Consider the following 19,863-nt stretch of genomic DNA (forward strand, 5'->3'; position numbering starts at 1 on the left):
GAACGAACGAGAGGGGGAGCCGTGGCGAAGACGACGGCTCCCCCTTCTCGTGCCCCACGGGAGGCCCGTACGCCGGTCGACGTGCGCGAATGGCTCGGCGGGATCCGACTGTCCGGGTTCATGGTCATCATGCTGGGGCTCGTGGTGCTGGCGGCCTTCGTGCTGGTCCCGACGATCGGGCTGTATCGCGACCAGCGTCAGCAGATCGCCGCGCTCGAAGCGGCTGTCGAGGTGAGCCGCGACGACGTCGCCGAGCTCGAGGCGCAGCGCGAGCGGTGGGCCGATCCTGCCTACATCACCACCCAGGCGCGGGAGCGGCTGTACTACGTCAGGCCTGGCGAGGTCATCTACCTGGTCGACAACGACCTGCCTCCCGAGCTCGCGCCGCAGGATCAGGATGCCGTGAGCGACGAGCTGGAGACGACGCGCACCGACTGGATGTCGCAGCTGGTGCGCTCGGTGACCGAGGCCGGACTCGCGCAGACCGTGGCGCCCCTCACGATCGGCGTGCCCGACGACCCGGCGCCGAGCCCATCCGGCACGCCCTGATCCAGCACCGTCCCAGGCGCCGCCGGTACCCTCGACACGTGAGCACTGCGACGTTCCCCCCTGTCAGCGAAGCCGACCTCGCGGTGCTGCGTGAGCAGCTCGGCCGGCCGGCTCGAGGCGTTCTGGGAGTCGCGGCACGCTGCGTGTGCGGCAACCCCACGGTGGTCGCGACCTCGCCCCGCCTCCCCGACGGCTCGCCGTTTCCCACGTTCTACTACCTCACCCATCCCGCCGCGACCGCTGCGATGTCGGTGCTCGAAGCCGATCACGTGATGCGCGAGCTCAGTGACGAGCTCGCGGCCGACGAAGAGATGGCCGCCGCCTACCTGAGCGCACATGAGTCGTACCTGCGCGACCGAGCCGCCTACGGCGAGGTCGAAGAGATCGCGGGGATCTCGGCGGGTGGCATGCCGACGCGCGTGAAGTGCCTGCACGCCCTCGCCGGGCACGCGCTCGCCGCCGGCCCCGGGATCAACCCGATCGGCGACCGCGCGCTGGAGCTGTCGAGCTGGTCGCCCGCACGGTGCGAGTGCGCGCAGCCGGGAAGCGGCGGATGACGCGTCGCCTCATCGCGGCCGCTCTGCTGGCCGTCTTCGTCGCCCCCTTCGCCGTCGCCGCGCCGGCGGCGGCTTCGGCCGTCGAACCCGCCGCGGTGCGGACGCAGGCCCCCGATTCCGCCGATGATCCAGACCCGGTGCGTGCGGCCCAGTACTGGCTCGAGGAGTACGGCATCGAGAAGGCATGGGAGACCACACGCGGCGCCGGTGTGCGCATCGCTGTGATCGACACCGGCATCGGGCGAGGACCCGCCGAATTCGTCGGCGCCGTCGTGGGCGGAGCGGACGTGTCGGGACTCGGCACGCCGGACGGACGCACCCCCGTGGGCGCGGTCGACGCCAATCACGGCAGCTGGGTGGCCTCGCTCGCCGCGGCGCGCGGCACCGGTCCGGACGCGGGGATGATCGGCGTGGCTCCCGAGGCGGAACTCCTCGCCGTGTCGGTCGGATTCGGCGCGGCATCGGCGGTTCCGTTCGGTGACCAGATCGCCGAGGCGATTCGCTGGTCGGTGGACAACGGCGCGGACGTGATCAACATGTCGCTCACCACGAACATGCCCGACTGGCCCGAGAGCTGGGACGACGCGTTCCTCTACGCATTCGAGAACGACGTGGTGGTCGTCGTCGCGGCGGGCAACCGGGGGAGCGGCACGACACGCGTCGGCGCGCCGGCGACGATTCCTGGCGTCCTCACCGTCGGCGGTGTCGACCCGTCGGGCCGAGCGAGTCTCGAGGCATCGACGCAGGGCATCACGATCGGCGTCTCGGCTCCGAGCGAGAAGCTCATCGGCGTCTCCGCCGACGGCCGGCTCGTCGAGTGGAAGGGCACGAGCGGCGCAGCGCCCATCGTCGCGGGCGTCGCGGCGCTCGTGCGAGCCGCCCATCCCGACCTCGACGCGGCGAACGTGATCAACCGCATCATCAAGACCGCCCGGCCGTCACCGTTCGCGACGGCGGGCCGGGATCCGCTCTACGGATATGGACTGGTGGATGCCGCCGCCGCCGTCTCGGCGAGTGTGTCCTCCGTGTCTGCGAACCCCATGGGAAGCCTCAAGGAGTGGGTGCGCCTGTACCGACGTGCGCAGACCGAGCCCGTTCCGCAGCAGCCGTCGGGTCCCGTCGAGGTGGCGCCGCTGCCCCCCGCCGAGGAAGTGGTGCGTGCGGCATCTCCCCTGCTGCCTTCACGCGAGACGCTCTTGTACGGCACCTTGCCGCTGATGGTCCTCAGCGCCACCGCTATACTGGTGGCGCTCGGCGTCACCGCAGCTGTCCGACGCATCCGATTGGCGTCCCGCGCGCCGAGCCGCTGACACCCAGGAGTACTCCCCACCGTGAGCAACACTGCGCCTGTGAAGAACACCGTGCCCAAGATCCTCATCGTCGGCGGTGGCTACGCGGGCTTCTATACGGCATGGAAGCTCGAGAAGCTCCTGCGCAAGGGCGAGGCCGAGGTCATGGTCGTCGACCCGCTGCCCTACATGACGTACCAGCCGTTCCTCCCCGAGGTCGCGGCCGGCTCGATCGAGGCCCGTCACTCCGTGGTGGCGCTGCGTCGTCACCTCAAGCGCACGACTGTCGTCGCGGCGAAGGTCACCGGCATCAACCACGCGCAGAAGGTCGCGACGATCACCCCGGTCGCGGGCGAGGCGTATCAGCAGGAGTACGACCAGATCGTCGTCACCGCGGGCGCCGTATCGCGCACCTTCCCGATCCCCGGCATCGCCGACAACGCGATCGGCCTCAAGACGATCGAAGAGGCCGTCGCGATCCGCGACCGGCTCATGTCGAACTTCGACAAGGCGTCGATGCTGCCCGCGGGTCCCGAGCGTGACCGTCTGCTGACCGTCGTCGTCGTCGGCGGCGGCTTCGCCGGCATCGAGGTCTTCGCCGAGCTCCGCTCGCTCGCGTCGTCGCTCATCAAGAGCTATCCCCAGATCACGTTCTCCGACACGCACTTCCACCTGATCGAGGCGATGGGCCGCATCATGCCCGAGGTGTCGCTGAAGACGAGCGAGTGGGTGCTCAAGAGCCTCGCCAAGCGCGGCGCCTCGGTGCACCTCGACACCCAGGTCACTGGCGCCGTCGACGGGAACATCGAGCTCTCCACGGGCGAGGTGATCCCCAGCGATCTGATCATCTGGACCGCGGGCGTCATGGCGAACCCGACGGTGGTCCGCGGCGGTGACCTGCCGGTCGAGGAGCGCGGTCGCATCCGCACCCGCGCCGACCTGCGCGTGGGCAGCGAAGAAGAGATCGTCGAGGGTGCATGGGCGGCCGGTGACGTGTCGGCGGTCCCCGACCTTTCGGGTGGCGGCGTCGGCGGCTACTGCGTCCCGAACGCCCAGCACGCTGTCCGCCAGGCGAAGCTGCTCGCGAAGAACCTCGTCGCAGTGCTCCGCGGCGAACTGCCCCGTGAGTACTTCCACAAGAACATGGGCGCAGTCGCCGGCCTCGGCCTGTACAACGGCGTCTTCCAGTCGGGCAACCTCGCCCTCAAGGGCTTCGTCGCGTGGGTCGCCCACCGCGGCTACCACGGCTTGGCGATGCCTTCGTGGGAGCGGAAGTTCCGCGTGCTGTGGGGCTGGTGGAACAACCTCTGGCTCGGCCGCGACCTCGTGAACCTCTCCACGGTGCAGAACCCGCGCTACGTCTTCGAGGAGTTCGCGGCCCGCCCGCGTCCGGCCGCGCCCGCTGCGGTGGAGGCTCCGGCAGCACCGGCCGCCAAGAAGGCGAAGGTCGAGAGCGTCCCCGAGAAGGCCGCAGCGACGCGCTGATCGGTCCGCAGCGCTGCTGACCCGTCCCGGTCGGTCCCGACCGGTAGCGTGGTGGCGTCCGCCCGTCGGCGGAGCCCCCGTAGCCCAATCGGCAGAGGCAGGCGACTTAAAATCGCTTCAGTCTGGGTTCGAGTCCCAGCGGGGGCACATTCGGGAACGTGGATGTGAGCGCTCTCGCGCGGCCCTAGGCTATTGCTCATGCGCGCTGACCCGAAGCGGGCGTCGTGAGCATCGACATGCTCGCCGCCGAGCCCACCTCCTCGTGGACCGACCCGGCTGCTTACTGGGGAGCCATGAGCGCCGCAGTCGCAGACGTGTCCGGACCCGTCGCCGCGATCGGCGTCGGAGCCCTCCGCCACAACGCGCTCGACATGATCGTGCGATCGGGCGGCGTGCCCATCCGCGTTGCGAGCAAGTCGGTGCGCGTGCGCTCGGTCATCGACGCCGCACTCTCGATGCCGGGCTATCGCGGCATCCTGGGTTTCACGCTCCCCGAGGCGCTGTGGCTCGCCGAGACGCACGACGACGTCGTGGTCGGCTATCCGACGGCTGACCGCGGAGCGATCGCGGCGCTCGCAGCCGATGAGCGGGCGGCATCGCGGGTCACGCTGATGGTCGACGACATCGCACAACTCGATCTCATCGATGCGGTGGCCCCGCCCGGCGCGCGGCCGCTGCTGCGCGTGGCGATCGAGGCGGACGCCGGGTGGCGGGCACGCGGCCTCGGCCACATCGGGGTGCGGCGGTCGCCGGTGCACCAGCCCGGCGAGGTCTCAGCCCTCGCGCGCGCGATCGTCGCGCGCGGCGGATTCCGACTCGTCGGACTCATGATGTACGAGGCGCAGATCGCAGGCCAGGGTGACGCGACCGGCTCCGGCGACGGCGTCATCCGCTGGATGCAGGGCCGCTCCGCCCACGAGCTCTTCGAGCGGCGCGGCGCCATCGTCGCGGCACTGCGCGACATCGCCCCGCTGGAATTCGTGAACGGCGGCGGCACCGGCTCGCTCGAGCTGACGGCATCCGATCAGTCCGTCACCGAACTCACCGCGGGCAGCGGATTGCTCGCGGGCCACCTCTTCGACGGATACCGCGCGTTCGACCCGGCCCCGGCGGCCGCCTTCGCTCTCGAGGTCGTGCGCAAGCCCGCACCCGACATCGCGACGGTGCTCGGCGGCGGCTGGATCGGCTCGGGGCCGGCGGTCGCTTCGCGCCAGCCGCGCCCGGTGTGGCCGGAGGGCCTCACCACCCTGGCGCGCGAAGGTGCCGGCGAGGTCCAGACGCCGCTGCAGGGCGACGCGGCGCGGTCGCTCCGCGTCGGCGATCGGGTGTGGTTCCGCCATGCCAAGAGCGGCGAGCTCGCCGAGCGTGTCGACCGATACCACCTCGTCGACGGCGGGCGCGTCGTCGACGTCGTCCCCACCTACCGGGGCGAGCGGAAGGCGTTCCTCTGATGCGGCCGGGCGGCACATGGCAGAACTGGGGACGCTCGGCGTCGGCGCGCCCGAGTCGCGTGGAGTTTCCGCGCACCACCGAGGCGGTCGTGCGCGCTATCGCGGCGGCGCGCGCGGCGAAGCTGCGCGTCAAGCCCGTCGGCGCCGGCCACAGCTTCAGCGCGATCGCCGTCGCACCCGACGTCCTGCTCGACCTCACCGATCTGACCGGCCTCGTCTCGGTCGACCGCGAGCGAAACCGGGTGACCCTCCGTGCCGGCACACGGCTGCATCAGATCCCCGCCCTGCTGGCGCCCTACGGGCTGGCGATGGAGAACCTCGGCGACATCGACCGGCAGTCGATCTCGGGCGCGGTCTCGACCGGCACCCACGGCACCGGCGCGCGCTTCGGGGGCCTCGCGACCCAGATCGCCGGAGTTCGGCTGGTGACGGCATCCGGCGAACTGCTGACGATCGACGATTCCGAGAACTCCGAGCTGCTCCCGGCCGTCGCACTGAGCCTCGGCGCCCTCGGCGTGCTGGTGGAGGTGACCGTGCAATGCGTCCCGGCGTTCGTGCTTCACGCCCTCGAGCAGCCGGAGGCCCTCAGCGCGGTGCTGGGCGACCTCGACGATCGCGTCGCGGCAGCCGACCACTTCGAGTTCTACTGGTTCCCGCACACCGACCGAGCGATGACGAAGACCAACACGCGTCTTCCCGAGAGCGCACCGCGGCACCCGCTCCCGCCGGTCGGCAAGTGGATCGACGACACGCTCGTGGGCAACGGCCTCCACCAGGTGGCGTGCAGCGTCGCCAAGGCGATTCCTGCGACCATTCCGCCGATCAACCGGCTCTCGGTGAAGCTGTGGGGCGATCGCGAGTTCACGGATGCCTCATCGCGCGTGTTCGCCACCTCACGCGGCGTGCGGTTCCGCGAGATGGAGTACGCGTTGCCGGTCGAGAACGCGCGTGCCGCATTCGACGCACTGCGCGCCCTGGTGGACGAGCACGGATGGCGGATCTCGTTCCCCGTCGAGGTGCGCTTCGCCGCCGCCGACGACCGATGGCTCTCGACCGCGCACGGGCGGCCCAGTGCGTACATCGCGGTTCACCGCTACTGGCGAGACGACCCGGCGGAGTACTTCGAAGCGGTCGAGCAGGTCATGCTGTCGTTCGGCGGGCGCCCGCACTGGGGCAAGATGCACAACCTGGATGCCGCGATCCTGCGCGAGCGCTACCCCCGGTTCGACGACTTCGTCGCGCTCCGCGATCGGCTCGACCCCGATCGCGTGTTCCAGAACGCGTATCTCGAGCGCGTCCTCGGTGGGTAACGGCTGGGAGTCGCGGGCAGACGGTGGTGCGAAGCGGCGCCGTCGCTAGGATGAGGGCAAACCTGAAACGGAGTCTCGGACTATGTGGGAAGTGCTGATCCCCGTCATCATCGTGGTGGCGCTTCTCGTCATCGCCGGCATCTACCTCTGGGCGACGTACAACTCGCTCGTCCAGTTGAACGTGCGCGTCGACGAGGCCTGGAGCGACATCACGGTCCAGCTCAAGCGTCGTGCCGACCTGCTGCCGAACCTCATCGAATCGGTCAAGGGCTATGCCGCGCACGAGAAGGCGGTGTTCGAGAACGTCACCCGAGCGCGGGCCGAGACTCTTTCCGCGAGCGGTCCCGCTGATGCGGGAGTCGCCGAAGGGCACATGCAGCAGGCGCTCAAGTCGCTCTTCGCCGTCGCCGAGGCGTACCCGCAGCTCCAGGCGAGCCAGAACTTCCTGCAGCTGCAGCAGTCGATCGTCGACACCGAAGACAAGATCCAGGCGTCGCGCCGTTTCTACAACGGCGGGGTGCGCGAGCTCAACACCAAGATCAAGGTCTTCCCGAACAACCTCTTCGCACGAAACCTCGGCTTCCACGAGCGGGAGTTCTTCGAGGTCGTGGACGGTGCGGCGATCTCCGAGCCGCCTCGCGTGCAGTTTTGAGTTGAGTCGGTAGGCGCTCGACAGCGTGCATCACCTGACCCGTGAGGACGCGCGACGCCTGGCTGTCCGCGCACAGCTGCTGTCGGCCGAGCGCCCGAACGGCATCGTCGAGACGATCGACGCGCTGACCATCGTCTGCATCGAGCCCACCGCGGCGGTCGCGCCGAGCGCCGATCTGATCCTCTGGAGCCGCCTCGGCTGGCCCTACCGACCCGCCGACCTCACGCGGCTCGTCGAGGTCGACCGGGCGGTCTTCGAGTGGGGCGGCTTCTATCGCGCGATGACGGATCTTCCCCTGCTGCGCCACGAGATGGCGGCGCGGCCCTCGTCGGCGGCCGCGCGGGACTGGCTGGTCGCCAACGATCGGTTCCGCCGCGACGTGCTCGACCGGCTGCGCGCCGACGGACCCCTGCGCCCGACCGAGATCGCCGATACGTCGCAGGTGCCGTGGCGGTCATCCGGGTGGACGAACGACCGCAACGTGCTGCAACTGCTCGAGCTGCTCGTGCTGCGCGGTGACGTCGCGATCGCGGGGCGCGATGCCGGTGGTCGACGATTCGATCTGTCAGAGCGTGTGTACCCGTCTGACCAGGAGGCCATGTCGGCGACGGATGCCGCGCGCGAACGCTCCGAGCGCCGCCTCGCCTCGCTCGGCATCGCGCGGGGCAAGAGCATCACGCAGCCCATCGAACCGATCGACGTCGGCACGGTCGGGGAGGAGGCGGTGGTCGAGGGAGCAGCGGGCACCTGGCGTGTCGATCCGGCGGGCTTGGCCGAACTCGATCTGTTCACGCCGCGCACGGCCCTGCTGTCACCCCACGATCGGCTCGTCTTCGACCGTGCGCGACTCGAGGAGCTCTTCGGCTACGAGTACGTGCTCGAGATGTACAAGCCTGCGGCGAAGCGGCGCTGGGGCTACTTCGCACTCCCGATCCTGCGTGGCGACCGGTTCATCGGAAAGCTCGACGCGAAGGCCGACCGCAAGGCCGGGCTGCTGCGGGTGAACGCGGTGCACGAGGACGAGACCTTCGCAGAGGATGCCGCAGCCGATGTCGAGGCCGAGATCCGCGATCTGGCCCAATGGCTGGGACTCGAGGTCACCGGCCTCGCCCGCGCGTGAACAGCCGGATCAGCGGGCTCAGCGGGCTCAGCGGACGGCGAGGATCATCTCGTCGCCCGCGAAGCGCACCGAGCCTCGCACCGCCCAGTCGTCCGCGCGGTAGGTGAAGGTTCTCGCGGCGCCCTCGCGCGTCGTGCCCTGGGCCGTCGCGACGATCTGGCCGCCGGTCGCGTCGAACGTCTGCGCATCGGCGGAGAGGGCGAGGGCGGGACTCCGATCGATGCGGAAGGTGATCGCGTCGAGGCTCGCGAGGTCGACGGCCCACGGCACGCGGATTCCGCAGTTCTCAGGCGCCGATGATGCGGCCACGGCGCATCCTGCGAGATAGGAGTCGAGCTGCGCCTGTGCCAGCGCCGTCGCCTCCGGCGACACGGAGGCGTCGACCTCGACGCGCACCGGCACATCGTTCGCGACGACGACCCGGACGCCGCCGTCGAGGACCTCGGCGGGCGCCGGGGCGACCGTGTAGACGGCGGGGAGGAGCGGCACAGCGGTCGCGACGGGCACGAGCACACCGCCGACGAGGACGGCGTCGCCGAGCGTCGTCGTCGCCTCCAGCGAGGCGGCGTACACGTCGGTGACGAGCCACCGCCCGCCCTCCTCGCCGAGGAGGAAGCGGACGACGGCCTCCTCGCCGCCGAGTTCGACCTCGGCTCGTACGGCGACGAGATCGGGGGTCTGCTCGGTCAGCGTGAACGTGTAGTCGTCGAGGTAGGAGTCGGCTCCGGCGAATGCCTCGGCTGCCCGCGGGAGCTCGGCGGGCACCTCGCGCAGGAGAGCGGTCACGGCATCCGCATCGCCCTCCGACAGGGCTCGCAAGTAAGCCTCTGCGGTGTCTTCGGCGTTCGGAGCCTGTGCCACGAGCCACCACGTGACGCCGACGGCGATGACGGCGGCGGCACCGGCCGCGATCCCGATCACCGCGCTGCGTCTCATCGCTCCACGCTATCCCGCCGGCTCGTGCGGCTCGTCCGGTGCCAGGGCGACCGGCAGGAGAGCACCGGCGTCGTGGCGCCTCGCCTCGGGGAGGACGTCGGCGAGGTCGGCGGCCGCCGAGCCCCAGCGCGACACGGAGATGCGCTCGAGTCCCTGCCACCGGGCGGCGGCGCGAAGCTCGTCGGCAAGCCGCGCCGCGGCATCCGCCGGCTTTGCATGCTCCCACCACGCCGACTGCACCAGCAGCGTCGACGATGCCCGGTCTGCCTTGAGGTCGACGCGGCCGACCAGATCGTCGCCGATGAGCACCGGGAGGGAGTAGTAGCCGAACCGCCGCATCGGCGCGGGTGTGTAGATCTCGATGCGGTACTCGAAGTCGAACAGTCGCTCGGCGCGGTCGCGGAACCACACGACCGGGTCGAACGGCGTGAGGATCGCGACGGCATCGACCCGGCGGGGGAGGGCTGCGCCGGCGTGCACCCACGCCGGCAGCGGCCGGCCGCCGGACCGCCACCCCGCGACGGTGACCGGTTCTAGTTCGCCGGCATCGACGAGTTCGCCGATCGCGGTCATCACGGCGCGACGGTTCTTCAGACGCCAGTAGTCGGCCAGATCGGATGCCGTCGCGACACCGTAGGCTTGCGCCGCCCGGCGTACGAGCTCTCGAACCGCATCGTCGCGCGCCACCGGCGCAGCCAGCACGGTCGCAGGAATGACGTCTTCCGCGAGCGCGTAGTCGCGCTCGAACCCGCGTCGCCCGGCGATCGCGACGTCGCCGAACAGCCACAGCCGCTCGAGCGCGTGCTTGACGACATCCCAGTCCCACCACGGGCCGCGTGGGCCGGCCTTCGCGTCGTGCTCGATCTGCGCCGGGCGCAGGGGTCCGCGGTCGGCGAGCTCCGCACGCACCCAGTCGATGATCGTGCGGTTCGCGTCGTACCAGTCGCTTCCCGCCCCGTACTTCGCACGCATGTCGTCCATGCGGAAGCGGAACAGTGCCCAGTCGGCCGCCGGCACGAAGGCCGCGACGTGCGCCCAGTACTCGACATACGGCGCTCCGCGGGCGAAGAGGAGGCGGTCCAGAGCTGTGGTGTCGTAGGCGCCGAGCCGCGAGAACAGCGGCATATAGTGCGATCGTGCGAAGACGTTGACCGAGTCGATCTGCAGCGTCGCCATGCGCGCGAGAGCGAGGTTGAGCTGGCGGGTTCCGGCGGCATCGGGGCGAGCGCGGCCGAAGCCCTGCGCGGCAAGCGCGATGCGACGGGCCTCTGCGGCGCTGAGAGAGGACTTCACCCGCGCAAGCCTAACCACGTGCTCCGACATCGAGCGCTCGCCTGCAGGCCCGTCCGGCGCATGACCGGCGCGGCATGCGAGAGATCTAGACTGACCTCTATGAGCGGCTCCGACGACAAGCCCCGAGGATCGCTCTTCGACGCCCTGCGGGACCGGAACCGGGTCGTCACCTCCGACCTGTCGGCGAGCATTCCCCGGGGCCTGCGCATCGCCACCGCCTATTCGTGGCGGTTCCTCGTCGTCGCCGCGGCGATCGGCGTCGGCATCTGGCTCGTCATCCAGCTCAAGCTCCTCGTGATCCCGCTGCTCGTCGCGATTCTCGTGACGGCTCTGCTGTGGCCGGCGTTCTCGTTCATGCTGCGGCACCGCGTTCCCAAGTGGCTCGCCATCGTGATCTCCATCGTCGGCGCCCTCGCGATCGTCGGCGGGCTCCTGTGGCTGGTCGTGTGGCAGATCGGGCGGCAGTGGTCGTCGGTGCAGGACAAGACGGTGCAGGCCGTCGAGCAGTTCCGCCAGTACCTCATGGACGGGCCCCTGCACCTGTCCGAGGATCAGATCGACGGGCTCCTCGACCAGGGCTGGGCGTTCGTGCAGCAGCAGGCGGAGCTGCTGTGGTCGGGCGCCCTCGCGATCGGCACGACCGTCGGCCATTTCGCGACCGGACTCCTGCTCGCGCTCTTCATCCTGCTGTGCCTCCTCGCCGACGGCGCCGGCATCTGGCGGTGGACGCTGCGGCTCTTCCCCCGCAGGGCGCAGCCCGCCGTCGACGGCGCGGGTCGTGCCGGATGGGGCACCGTCGTCAACTACGCCCGCACCCAGCTTCTGGTCGCGACGATCGACGCGGTCGGCATCGGGCTCGGCGCTTTCCTCCTCAACGTCCCTCTCGCGATCCCGATCGCCGTCCTCGTCTTCCTCGGCGCGTTCGTGCCGATCGTCGGTGCCGTCGTCACCGGCACCGTGGCGGTGTTCCTCGCCCTCGTCTACAACGGCCCGCTCGTCGCCCTCTGGATGCTCATCGTCGTGCTCGGCGTGCAGCAGCTCGAGGGGCACGTCCTCCAGCCGCTGCTGATGGGCTCGGCCGTGAAGGTGCACCCCCTCGCCGTCGTGCTCGTGGTGGCCGGCGGCGCGATGATCGCCGGCATCCCGGGCGCTCTGTTCGCCGTGCCGCTCGCCGCCTTCGTCAACGTCGTCGCCGTCTATCTCGCCGAGCGCGCGTGGGAGACAGGCGCGCCCACCCACGGCGAGCTCATCTGGAGCACCGTCCCACGCCCTCGGAGAACCCGCTCGTGACCACCAGCTCGCCCGCCCTGCCCCACGCCCACAGCGCTTCCGCTCCCACCCTGCGAGAGATCGAGGATGCCGCGGCCGCCCTCGACGGCGTGATCGCACGCACGCCGATCGACGAGTCGCAGCACCTCTCGGAACTCCTCGGCGTTCCGGTGCACCTCAAGCTCGAGAACCTGCAGCGCACCGGCTCGTTCAAGATCCGCGGGGCGACGTATCGGCTGTCGCGACTGACGGCCGAGGAGCGCGCGCGAGGCGTCGTCGCGGCTTCCGCCGGAAACCACGCCCAGGGCGTGGCACTCGCCGCGAAGGAGCTCGGGATCGCAGCGACGATCTTCATGCCCCTCGGCGTGCCCGTGCCCAAGCTCTTGGCGACCCGCGGCTATGGCGCCGACGTGATCCTCGAAGGCGCCACGGTCGAGACACCGCTGCGACTTGCCGCGGAGTTCGCCGAGCGCACGGGCGCTGTGTTCATCCACCCGTTCGACCACGCCGATGTGATCGCCGGCCAGGGCACGCTCGGACTCGAGCTGATGGACGAGGTGCCCGATCTCGACACGGTCGTTCTCGGCATCGGCGGCGGCGGGCTGATCGCGGGCGTCGCCGCAGCGGTCAAGGCGCGCGCCGCCGCCGAGGGCCGTCACGTGCACGTGATCGGCGTGCAGGCCGAGAACTCGGCAGCCTACCCCTCGTCACTCGCGGCAGGGCATCCGCTCGACGTCGTCACGCGTCCGACGATCGCCGACGGCATCGCGGTCGCGCGCCCCGGAGATCTGCCGTTCGCGATCATCCGCGACCTCGTGGACGAGGTCGTCACCGTGTCCGAGGACGACATCGCCCGCGCGCTCCTCGTCCTCCTCGAGCGGGCGAAGCAGGTCGTCGAGCCGGCCGGCGCGGTCGGGGTGGCGGCGATCCTCGCGGGCAAGATCCGGGCGTCGGGGACGACGGTGAGCGTCCTGTCGGGCGGCAACATCGACCCGCTGCTGCTCCAGCGCGTCGTCGCGCACGGACTCGCCGCGTCGGGCCGGTACATGTCGCTGCGGATCCCGTTGCCTGACCGCCCGGGCCAGCTCGCTCGCGTGTCGGAGCTGCTCGCTCAGGCGGGCGCCAACGTGATCGAGGTGCTCCACACCCGACACGGCCAGGGCATGCAGATCAGCGAGGTGATCCTGCAGCTGAGCGTCGAGACCCGCGGTGAGGAGCATCGCGCGCACGTCATCGACGTGCTCGTCGGGGCGGGGTACACCCCGACCGTCGTCGCAGACTAGCGGTTCGATGCGGCGGCGCTTTCGCCGCCACGGGCGTCACTGACCGTTGTAGGTCTCGACCTTGATGACCTCGACGGCGATCTCACGGCCGTTCGGGGCGGTGTACGACGTCTTCTCGCCCTCCTTGAGGCCGAGGATCGCAGCGCCCAGAGGCGATGCCTCGCTGTAGACGTCGAGCTCGGACCCTGAGGCGATCTCGCGGCTGCCGAGGAGGAACACCTCTTCGCCGCCCGCGACGGTGGCCGTGACGACGGTGCCGGGCTCGACGACCCCGGTGCTCTCGGGGGCTTCGCTCACGGTCGCGTTCTTCAGCAGGTGCTGCAGGGTGCGGATGCGCGCCTCCTGCTTGCCCTGCTCGTCTTTGGCGGCGTGGTAGCCGCCGTTCTCCTTGAGGTCGCCCTCCTCGCGGGCAGACTCGATGCGCTTGGCGATCTCCTCGCGACCCGTCGTCGAGAGGTGATCGAGTTCCGCGACGAGGCGGTCGTACGCCTGCTGGGTCAGGAAGGTCACCGGGGCATCGCTGGGCACGTCATCGCTCCTTCTGGCTGCGAGGGGAGGGAATATGTCAAACGCCCCGGCTCAGGCCAGGGCGTATCGACTGCAGGTGCCGACAGACTACGACACCCAGCAGGAGTTGACAAAACCGGTCGTCGCCTCGGCGGTCGTGGGTATCGACTCGCGGAAGGCGCGTGCGGAGAGATCGGATGCCGGGTATTCCACCACACGCCATCCGACGACGCCGTGGTCCTCGTCCTGGGCTTCGATGACGCATGCGATGTCGCGTCCGGTGGGCGCGGTGACCTGGAAGCTGAGCGTCACCGACCGGGCGTCGGTCACCTCGAAGCCGGTGGTGTCGGCATCCACCGCGGTCAACGCCTGCGAGATCGCACCCCACCCGACGAACCCGGCGAGGGCCACGCCGATGGCGATCGCGGCGCCCATGCCCCAGCGCGATGCGGGCGAACGGCGTCGGCCGTAGCGCTCGTCGAGCATGTCCTGAGTCGTCATCGCGTGTCCGTCGGAAGATTAGGCTGGAGACTCCAGGCTATGCGCTTCCCGCGCCGCAGCAGAACGAGGACTCCATGCACCATGCGCTCGCCGCCCTCGCGCGCGCCGCGGCCACGCTGAACCCATCGCTGAACTCCACACCGACTCCCACGCCGACGCCGCAGGTCGACCCGGCGCTGGTGACTCCGGGTCCGTGGGGGTTCGCGGTCATCGTGTTCATCGCGCTCGCGGTCATCCTGCTGGTGTGGGACATGATGCGGCGCATCCGACGCGGTCGCGTGCGAGCCGACATCCAGGAGGAGCTGGATGCCGAGATGCATGCCCAGGCGGACGCCGAAGCGGCCGCCCAGCGCGACGCGGGCGCGACGGCGCCCACCGAGGAATCCGGCGCCCCGGGCGACGCGCCCCGCACCCCGCTTTCGTAGGGTCCGCTCAGCCGGGAAGGCCGAGCGAGGGCGACAGCGGGTCGAGCGCGATCAGCAGGCACGCCGTCCAGTGGCAGAGGAACGCCAGCACCGTGCATACGTGGAAGATCTCGTGGAACCCGAAGTGCCCGGGCCACGGGTTGGGGCGCTTGAGCGCGTAGACCACGGCGCCGCCGGTGTACAGCAGGCCGCCGATGATCACGAGCACCATCATCACCGCGTTCGCCCGCAGCAGGTCGGGGAGGTACATCACCGCCGCCCAGCCGAGGGCGAGGTAGAGAGCGACGTACAGCCAGCGCGGGGCGCCGATCCAGAAGACGCGGAAGAGGATGCCGAGCAGCGCTCCCGACCACACCAGGATCAGCAGCAGCAGTCCCTTCTCGGGGGGCAGCGCCAGCACCGCGATGGGGGTGTAGGTGCCCGCGATCAGCAGCAGGATGTTCGCGTGGTCGATGCGCTTGAGCGTCGCCTTGGTCTTGGGGCCCCAGTCGAAGCGGTGGTAGAGCGCCGAGTTGCCGAACAGCAGCAGCGACGAAGCCATGAACACCGCAGAAGCCCACTTGGCCGGTCCGCCCTGCGCCAGCAGGATCAGCACGATCCCCGCGACGATTGCGACGGGGAAGGTCGCGGCGTGGATCCATCCGCGCCAGGTCGGCTTGAGCTCGGGGTTGGCTGCGTCCACGGCCGCCGCATCCATGAGCGGCAGCTCAGGCACCTCAGCGGCGTGGGGAAGGCGATCGCGGCGGCTCATGGTTCTCAGGGTAGGCCCCCGCGCATGCCGCGGGGGGAACATACTGCGTCTCGCAATCACTGGTACTGAGTCTCGCGGTAGGGGACGTCGTCCGAGGGCGGTAGCGTAGGCGTGTGGCGCGAGGGTCGGCGAACGAGGGCAGGGGGCCCCTGTATCGGCTCTACATCTCCCGACTCCGCCGTCGCCTCGAGCCGGACGCCGTGCCGCATCACGTCGCCATGATGATCGACGGCAACCGCCGGTGGGCGCGTCAACTGGGCTTCGACTCCGCCGCGCACGGCCATCGCGCGGGCGCGGCGAAGATGCGGGAATTCCTCGGCTGGTGCGACGACGTCGGCGTGCGCGTCGTCTCTCTGTATCTCCTCTCCACCGACAACCTGACCAAACGCGACTCGCAGGAACTGGCCGACCTCATCGAGATCATCGCCGAGCTCGCTGAGGGGCTGTCGCACGAGCGGGACTGGCGCGTCCAGCACGTCGGGCGCGCCGACCTCCTGCCGCCCGACCTCGCCCGCGTGCTGGAGGACGCCGAGGCCCGCACGCGCGATCACGGGGGAATGCATGTGAACCTCGCCGTCGGCTACGGCGGCCGCAGCGAGATCGTCGACGCCGTCCGCAGCATCATCGCCCAGCACGAGGGTGAGGGCGGATCGCTCGAGGACCTCGCCGCGAACCTCACGCCCGAGCAGATCGGCGAGCATCTGTACACGGGCGGCCTTCCCGATCCGGATCTGGTGATCCGCACCTCGGGGGAGCAGCGGCTGAGCGACTTCCTGCTGTGGCAGAGCGCGCACTCCGAGTTCTACTTCGTCGAGGCGCTCGGCCCCGACCTGCGCGAAGTCGACTTCCTCCGCGCCATCCGCGACTTCACCACGAGGGATCGCCGGTACGGCAGCTGACGCGGCATGCCAGAATGTGTGCGTGACGGATCTGGATTCGTATCTGGCGTCGTTCGATGGGGAACCGGGGTATCTCGACTGGGCAGCGTTCGGACCGCTCTCGCCGGCCGTTCGCGCAGAAGCGCAGGGCGATACCGAGCTTCTCGGATCGGGCAGACCCTCGAGCATCGACCTCGTCGGCGACCACGTGCGCGAGGCGCGTGAGCTCATCGCGGAAGTGATGGGGGCGGATGCCGCACAGGTCGTGCTGCAGCCCTCGACCACCGCGGGCCTCATGCAGGCCGTCTACGGCCTTGCGGGTGGACTGATGCTCGGCCGGGGCGAGTTTCCGAGCCTCACGGTCGCGGCGACCCGGGCGGCAGAGGCGCTCGGCTCGATCGAGCTGCAGTGGCTCGAGCCGCAGGACGGGTTCATCACCCCCGACATCGTGCGCGACGCCCTCACCGACGACACGCATGCACTCGCGGTGAGCCTCGTCGACTTCCGCACGGGGTATCGCGTCGACCTCGAAGCGCTGCGGGACGTCATCGGCGACCGGATCCTGATCGTGGACGCCATCCAGGGCTTCGGCATGGTCGACGTCGACTACAGCGTCGCCGACGTCGTCTGCGCGCAGGGATACAAGTGGCTGCGTGCCGGGCGCGGAACCGGATTCGCATGGTTCGGCGACCGCGCTCTCGAGCGCATCGCGCCGGTGCTTTCGGGTTTCACCGGCGTCGAGGGCGATCTGCCCCTCGATGTCGTGCCGCCCCCCGCGGCATCCGCCCAAGCCTTCACCGTGAGCAATCCCGACACCCTCGCGGCGGCTCGCCTGGCGACGGCGCTGCGCGAGATCGTCGATGTGGGCGTGGCGAGCATCGAGACCGAGATCGCGGCGCGCGCGGGCGATGTGATCTTCTTCGCCGATCGCTACGAGATTCCTGTGGTCACACCCCGCGAGCCCGAGCGTCGTGCCGGCATCGTCACGCTCGCTCCCGCACCGCAGGATGCCGCACCGCTGGCGGCATCCCTGGCCAACCACGGCCTCACCGTCACGGTGCGATCGGGACTCGTCCGCGTCGCCCCGCACGTCGGCACCGGCGCGAACACGCTGCGCCTGTTCGGCGACGCGCTCGCGGCGTTCTCGTCCACGCGCGTGTGGTGACGAGTGGTTGTGAGCGGGGAGTTAACCCGACCGTAACCGGCGGTCCGCGTGTCGGAATCGTCGTGGCGCTCGTGAGAGTCGTACGGTCATGTCATCGGGCAAGGAGCCTGGTCGAGTCGGCCTGACGGATCGCGACTCGTGACCCCTGGTCGACTCGTGACTGCCGGGTTCTTCACCCGGGGCGGGAGTGGGTTGTGACCACACGAGCACCACACAGGCAGCACAGTCAGGACGTCGACGAGGTCGTGGATTCCGATCTCCGCACCTACGTCCTCGACACGTCCGTGCTGCTGAGCGATCCCCGGGCGTTCTTCCGATTCGCCGAGCACAACGTCGTGATCCCCGTCGTGGTGATCACGGAGCTCGAGGGGAAGCGCCACGACCCCGAGATCGGCTACTTCGCCCGTCAGGCGCTGCGGCACCTCGATGAGCTGCGCGTCGAGCACGGTCGCCTGGATTTCCCCGTTCCAGTGGGGGAGGGCGGCACGCTCCGCGTCGAGCTCACCAACACCGATGCGAGCGTGCTTCCGGCCGGAATGCGCCTCGGCGACAACGACAGCCGCATCCTCGCGGTCGCGATGAACCTCGCGCAGGAGGGACAGGAGGTCACGGTCGTCTCGAAGGACCTCCCGATGCGGGTGAAGGCGGCTTCTCTCGGCGTCTCGGCCGAGGAATACCTTGCCGAGCAGGCCGTCGACTCGGGGTGGACCGGCATCGCGACCATCGATGTCTCGGGTGATGACATCAGTGACCTCTATGAGAGCGAGGTCGCCTCGACCGACGACGTTCGCGGGCTTCCGGTCAACACCGGTCTCATCATCCATTCCGAGCGAGGCTCGGCCCTCGGCCGCGTCACCGGCGACGGGTCGTACCGGCTCGTACGCGGCGATCGTGACGTCTTCGGCCTGCACGGCCGATCGGCGGAGCAGCGCATCGCGATCGACCTTCTCCTGGATCCCGAGGTCGGGATCGTCTCCCTCGGCGGCCGCGCCGGAACCGGCAAGTCGGCGCTCGCGCTCTGCGCGGGGCTCGAGGCGGTGCTCGAGCGTCAGCAGCAGAAGAAGATCATCGTCTTCCGTCCGCTCTTCGCCGTCGGCGGGCAGGAGCTCGGCTATCTGCCGGGCGACCAGGCCGAGAAGATGAACCCGTGGGGGCAGGCGGTCTTCGACACGCTCGGATCGGTGGTCTCGGGGAACGTTCTCGAAGAGGTGCTCGAGCGCGGTCTGCTCGAGGTGCTGCCGCTCACCCACATCCGCGGGCGCTCGCTGCACGACTCGTTCGTGATCGTCGACGAGGCGCAGTCGCTCGAGCGCAACGTGCTCCTGACGGTTCTCAGTCGCATCGGGCAGAACTCCCGCGTCGTGCTCACGCACGACGTCGGTCAGCGCGACAACCTGCGGGTCGGTCGTCATGACGGCGTCGCGTCTGTCATCGAGACGCTCAAGGGGCACGGGCTCTTCGGCCACGTCACCCTCGTCCGGTCGGAGCGTTCAGCCATTGCGGCGCTGGTCACCGACCTGCTGGAGGCGGGCGAGCTCGCCTGAACGACCGCAGTTCGCTCTGCAGTTCATGCTGTGGGGGATGAGAAGAGTCTCATCCCCCACAGCGTTCCTTCGCTGTCCGGTCTGTCACCATTGAATGGTGCACATTTCGGGTGCACGGAGGGGACTGGGCGCTGTGGAGACTCGGACGCGGCTCGCGATCGGCGGCATGACCGCCGTCGCGGCGAGCATCGCCGTCGTCTGCGCCGTCGCCATGACCAACTCGGTCGCCCTCGCCGATTCCGTCGGACACCCCGTCGGCGCGGGACCCATCGTCGTCCCGTCAGCCGCAGCCTCGACGCCCGTCGCACCGAGTTCCGCTGCCCCGGGCGCACCGCTCGCGCCGGTGGCGCCATCGGCGTCACCCGATGTCGAGCCTGATGAGGTCGTTGCGGCCCCTGCGGCGCCCGTCGCTCCGGCAGTCCCCGCCACGCGCGGCACCGACGTCGTCGACAGCCCCGCTGCCGTGGTCGTGGCGGATCCTCCTCCTGCCGCGACCGTGGTGAATCCCGGCGCCGATGAGGCGATCGCCGCGGCCGAGGAATCCGGCTCGTGGGCTGCGGTGCGCGAATGGGCGCAGGGTCTCGGCTGGACGCCCGAGCGCATCGACAAGTGGATCGCACGCCTCGAGGACAGTCGTGGCGCTCTCGGCGGGCGCGGCAGCGACGATGAGAAGGCAAGCGAGCCGCAGGAGTCGCGCTCGCTCACCCAGACCCAGACCCAGACCAAGACCCAAGCCGAGACCCAGAAGACTCCCGCGCGAGCGGGCGGAAACGCCGACAGCCGGTCAGAGAAGCCCGGCGTCGGTTCGAAGAAGGATCGATCGCGCGATTCCCCAGACCGACGCGATTGATACGGTCGGCTTCCCCAGCCGACCCTTCCCAGCCCCCGGCGTCCCCCA

General features: G+C 70.1%; 20 protein-coding genes and 1 tRNA gene. 16 read left to right on the forward strand and 5 right to left on the reverse strand.

All coding sequences use genetic code 11. The features are described from left to right. Positions 1-21: 21 nt before the first annotated feature. From FFS15_RS05320 to FFS15_RS05360, 9 genes are all read left to right on the forward strand, one after another. The gene (locus FFS15_RS05320) at positions 22-549 is read left to right on the forward strand and encodes a septum formation initiator family protein (protein ID WP_249353730.1); all 528 of its coding nucleotides are present in this window, start codon (positions 22-24) and stop codon (positions 547-549) included. Positions 550-587: 38 nt separating this feature from the next. Beyond that, the gene (locus tag FFS15_RS05325) at positions 588-1,106 is read left to right on the forward strand and encodes a DUF501 domain-containing protein (protein WP_171013088.1); all 519 of its coding nucleotides are present in this window, start codon (positions 588-590) and stop codon (positions 1,104-1,106) included. After that, complete coding sequence (locus tag FFS15_RS05330; RefSeq protein WP_137843958.1) at positions 1,103-2,416, forward strand: S8 family serine peptidase; 1,314 nt, start codon at positions 1,103-1,105, stop codon at positions 2,414-2,416. The genes FFS15_RS05325 and FFS15_RS05330 overlap by 4 nt, the downstream gene beginning before the upstream one ends. Before the next feature lie 51 nt (positions 2,417-2,467). Continuing rightward, positions 2,468-3,880 (forward strand): FAD-dependent oxidoreductase, encoded by a 1,413-nt coding sequence (locus FFS15_RS05335; protein ID WP_137844001.1) that lies wholly within the window; start codon positions 2,468-2,470, stop codon positions 3,878-3,880. Between the two features lie 73 nt (positions 3,881-3,953). Continuing rightward, positions 3,954-4,027 (forward strand) — tRNA-Leu (locus FFS15_RS05340). An 89-nt stretch (positions 4,028-4,116) separates the two neighbouring features. Next, positions 4,117-5,331, forward strand: a complete 1,215-nt coding sequence (locus FFS15_RS05345; RefSeq protein ID WP_137844002.1) for an alanine racemase — start codon at positions 4,117-4,119, stop codon at positions 5,329-5,331. Next, complete coding sequence (locus FFS15_RS05350) at positions 5,328-6,641, forward strand: D-arabinono-1,4-lactone oxidase (protein ID WP_137844003.1); 1,314 nt, start codon at positions 5,328-5,330, stop codon at positions 6,639-6,641. The genes FFS15_RS05345 and FFS15_RS05350 overlap by 4 nt, the downstream gene beginning before the upstream one ends. 82 nt (positions 6,642-6,723) lie before the next feature. Next, complete coding sequence (locus FFS15_RS05355; protein ID WP_137843959.1) at positions 6,724-7,293, forward strand: LemA family protein; 570 nt, start codon at positions 6,724-6,726, stop codon at positions 7,291-7,293. Between the two features lie 25 nt (positions 7,294-7,318). Next, positions 7,319-8,413, forward strand: coding sequence for a crosslink repair DNA glycosylase YcaQ family protein (locus tag FFS15_RS05360; protein ID WP_137843960.1), 1,095 nt, complete (start codon positions 7,319-7,321; stop codon positions 8,411-8,413). 27 nt (positions 8,414-8,440) lie between these two features. Here FFS15_RS05360 and FFS15_RS05365 read toward each other — a convergent pair whose 3' ends face one another. After that, a complete protein-coding gene (locus tag FFS15_RS05365) occupies positions 8,441-9,349 on the reverse strand; it encodes a hypothetical protein (protein WP_137843961.1) in 909 nt (302 codons plus the stop codon). Positions 9,350-9,358: 9 nt separating this feature from the next. Next, the gene (locus FFS15_RS05370) at positions 9,359-10,642 is read right to left on the reverse strand and encodes a crosslink repair DNA glycosylase YcaQ family protein (protein WP_171013089.1); all 1,284 of its coding nucleotides are present in this window, start codon (positions 10,640-10,642) and stop codon (positions 9,359-9,361) included. Between the two features lie 99 nt (positions 10,643-10,741). Between FFS15_RS05370 and FFS15_RS05375 the strand changes: the two genes are divergently transcribed. Together FFS15_RS05375 and ilvA are read left to right on the forward strand one after the other, a co-directional pair. Further along, positions 10,742-11,932 (forward strand): AI-2E family transporter, encoded by a 1,191-nt coding sequence (locus FFS15_RS05375; protein WP_137843963.1) that lies wholly within the window; start codon positions 10,742-10,744, stop codon positions 11,930-11,932. Beyond that, complete coding sequence (ilvA, locus tag FFS15_RS05380) at positions 11,929-13,194, forward strand: threonine ammonia-lyase (protein WP_249353733.1); 1,266 nt, start codon at positions 11,929-11,931, stop codon at positions 13,192-13,194. The genes FFS15_RS05375 and ilvA overlap by 4 nt, the downstream gene beginning before the upstream one ends. 36 nt (positions 13,195-13,230) lie before the next feature. Here the strand turns inward: ilvA and greA are convergent, their stop codons facing one another. After that, positions 13,231-13,722: a transcription elongation factor GreA gene (gene greA, locus FFS15_RS05385; protein WP_137843964.1), complete on the reverse strand. Its 492-nt coding sequence runs from the start codon at positions 13,720-13,722 to the stop codon at positions 13,231-13,233. Between the two features lie 87 nt (positions 13,723-13,809). Beyond that, a complete protein-coding gene (locus FFS15_RS05390) occupies positions 13,810-14,202 on the reverse strand; it encodes a DUF4307 domain-containing protein (RefSeq protein WP_137843965.1) in 393 nt (130 codons plus the stop codon). A 74-nt stretch (positions 14,203-14,276) separates the two neighbouring features. On the opposite strand from FFS15_RS05390, the gene FFS15_RS05395 reads away from it, so the two are divergent. Beyond that, positions 14,277-14,627: a hypothetical protein gene (locus tag FFS15_RS05395; protein WP_249353735.1), complete on the forward strand. Its 351-nt coding sequence runs from the start codon at positions 14,277-14,279 to the stop codon at positions 14,625-14,627. A 7-nt stretch (positions 14,628-14,634) separates the two neighbouring features. Here the strand turns inward: FFS15_RS05395 and FFS15_RS05400 are convergent, their stop codons facing one another. Then, on the reverse strand, positions 14,635-15,378 hold the full coding sequence (locus FFS15_RS05400; RefSeq protein WP_137843966.1) for a hemolysin III family protein: 744 nt from the start codon (positions 15,376-15,378) through the stop codon (positions 14,635-14,637). Between the two features lie 113 nt (positions 15,379-15,491). On the opposite strand from FFS15_RS05400, the gene FFS15_RS05405 reads away from it, so the two are divergent. From FFS15_RS05405 to FFS15_RS18580, 4 genes are all read left to right on the forward strand, one after another. Beyond that, positions 15,492-16,277, forward strand: a complete 786-nt coding sequence (locus FFS15_RS05405; RefSeq protein WP_137843967.1) for an isoprenyl transferase — start codon at positions 15,492-15,494, stop codon at positions 16,275-16,277. A gap of 22 nt (positions 16,278-16,299) precedes the next feature. Beyond that, positions 16,300-17,421 carry an aminotransferase class V-fold PLP-dependent enzyme gene (locus FFS15_RS05410; RefSeq protein ID WP_137843968.1) on the forward strand — a complete coding sequence of 374 codons (1,122 nt, stop codon included), beginning with the start codon at positions 16,300-16,302 and terminating at the stop codon, positions 17,419-17,421. Between the two features lie 245 nt (positions 17,422-17,666). Then, positions 17,667-18,965 carry a PhoH family protein gene (locus FFS15_RS05415; RefSeq protein WP_249353738.1) on the forward strand — a complete coding sequence of 433 codons (1,299 nt, stop codon included), beginning with the start codon at positions 17,667-17,669 and terminating at the stop codon, positions 18,963-18,965. 133 nt (positions 18,966-19,098) lie between these two features. Further along, a complete protein-coding gene (locus tag FFS15_RS18580) occupies positions 19,099-19,815 on the forward strand; it encodes a hypothetical protein (RefSeq protein ID WP_171013090.1) in 717 nt (238 codons plus the stop codon). Positions 19,816-19,863: the final 48 nt, after the last annotated feature.

It is taken from the genome of Microbacterium sp. 2FI, assembly GCF_005502885.1.
Lineage (GTDB): Bacteria > Actinomycetota > Actinomycetes > Actinomycetales > Microbacteriaceae > Microbacterium.

Excerpts from the sequence above, each read along its gene's own strand:
- FFS15_RS05355 (WP_137843959.1), top strand. The coding sequence starts at position 6,724 with ATGTGGGAAGTGCTGATCCCCGTCATCATCGTGGTGGCGCTTCTCGTC.
- FFS15_RS05395 (WP_249353735.1), top strand. The coding sequence starts at position 14,277 with ATGCACCATGCGCTCGCCGCCCTCGCGCGCGCCGCGGCCACGCTGAAC.
- FFS15_RS05400 (WP_137843966.1), bottom strand. The coding sequence starts at position 15,378 with ATGAGCCGCCGCGATCGCCTTCCCCACGCCGCTGAGGTGCCTGAGCTG.
- FFS15_RS05365 (WP_137843961.1), bottom strand. The coding sequence starts at position 9,349 with ATGAGACGCAGCGCGGTGATCGGGATCGCGGCCGGTGCCGCCGCCGTC.
- FFS15_RS05330 (WP_137843958.1), top strand. The coding sequence starts at position 1,103 with ATGACGCGTCGCCTCATCGCGGCCGCTCTGCTGGCCGTCTTCGTCGCC.
- FFS15_RS05345 (WP_137844002.1), top strand. The coding sequence starts at position 4,117 with ATGCTCGCCGCCGAGCCCACCTCCTCGTGGACCGACCCGGCTGCTTAC.
- FFS15_RS05375 (WP_137843963.1), top strand. The coding sequence starts at position 10,742 with ATGAGCGGCTCCGACGACAAGCCCCGAGGATCGCTCTTCGACGCCCTG.
- FFS15_RS05390 (WP_137843965.1), bottom strand. The coding sequence starts at position 14,202 with ATGACGACTCAGGACATGCTCGACGAGCGCTACGGCCGACGCCGTTCG.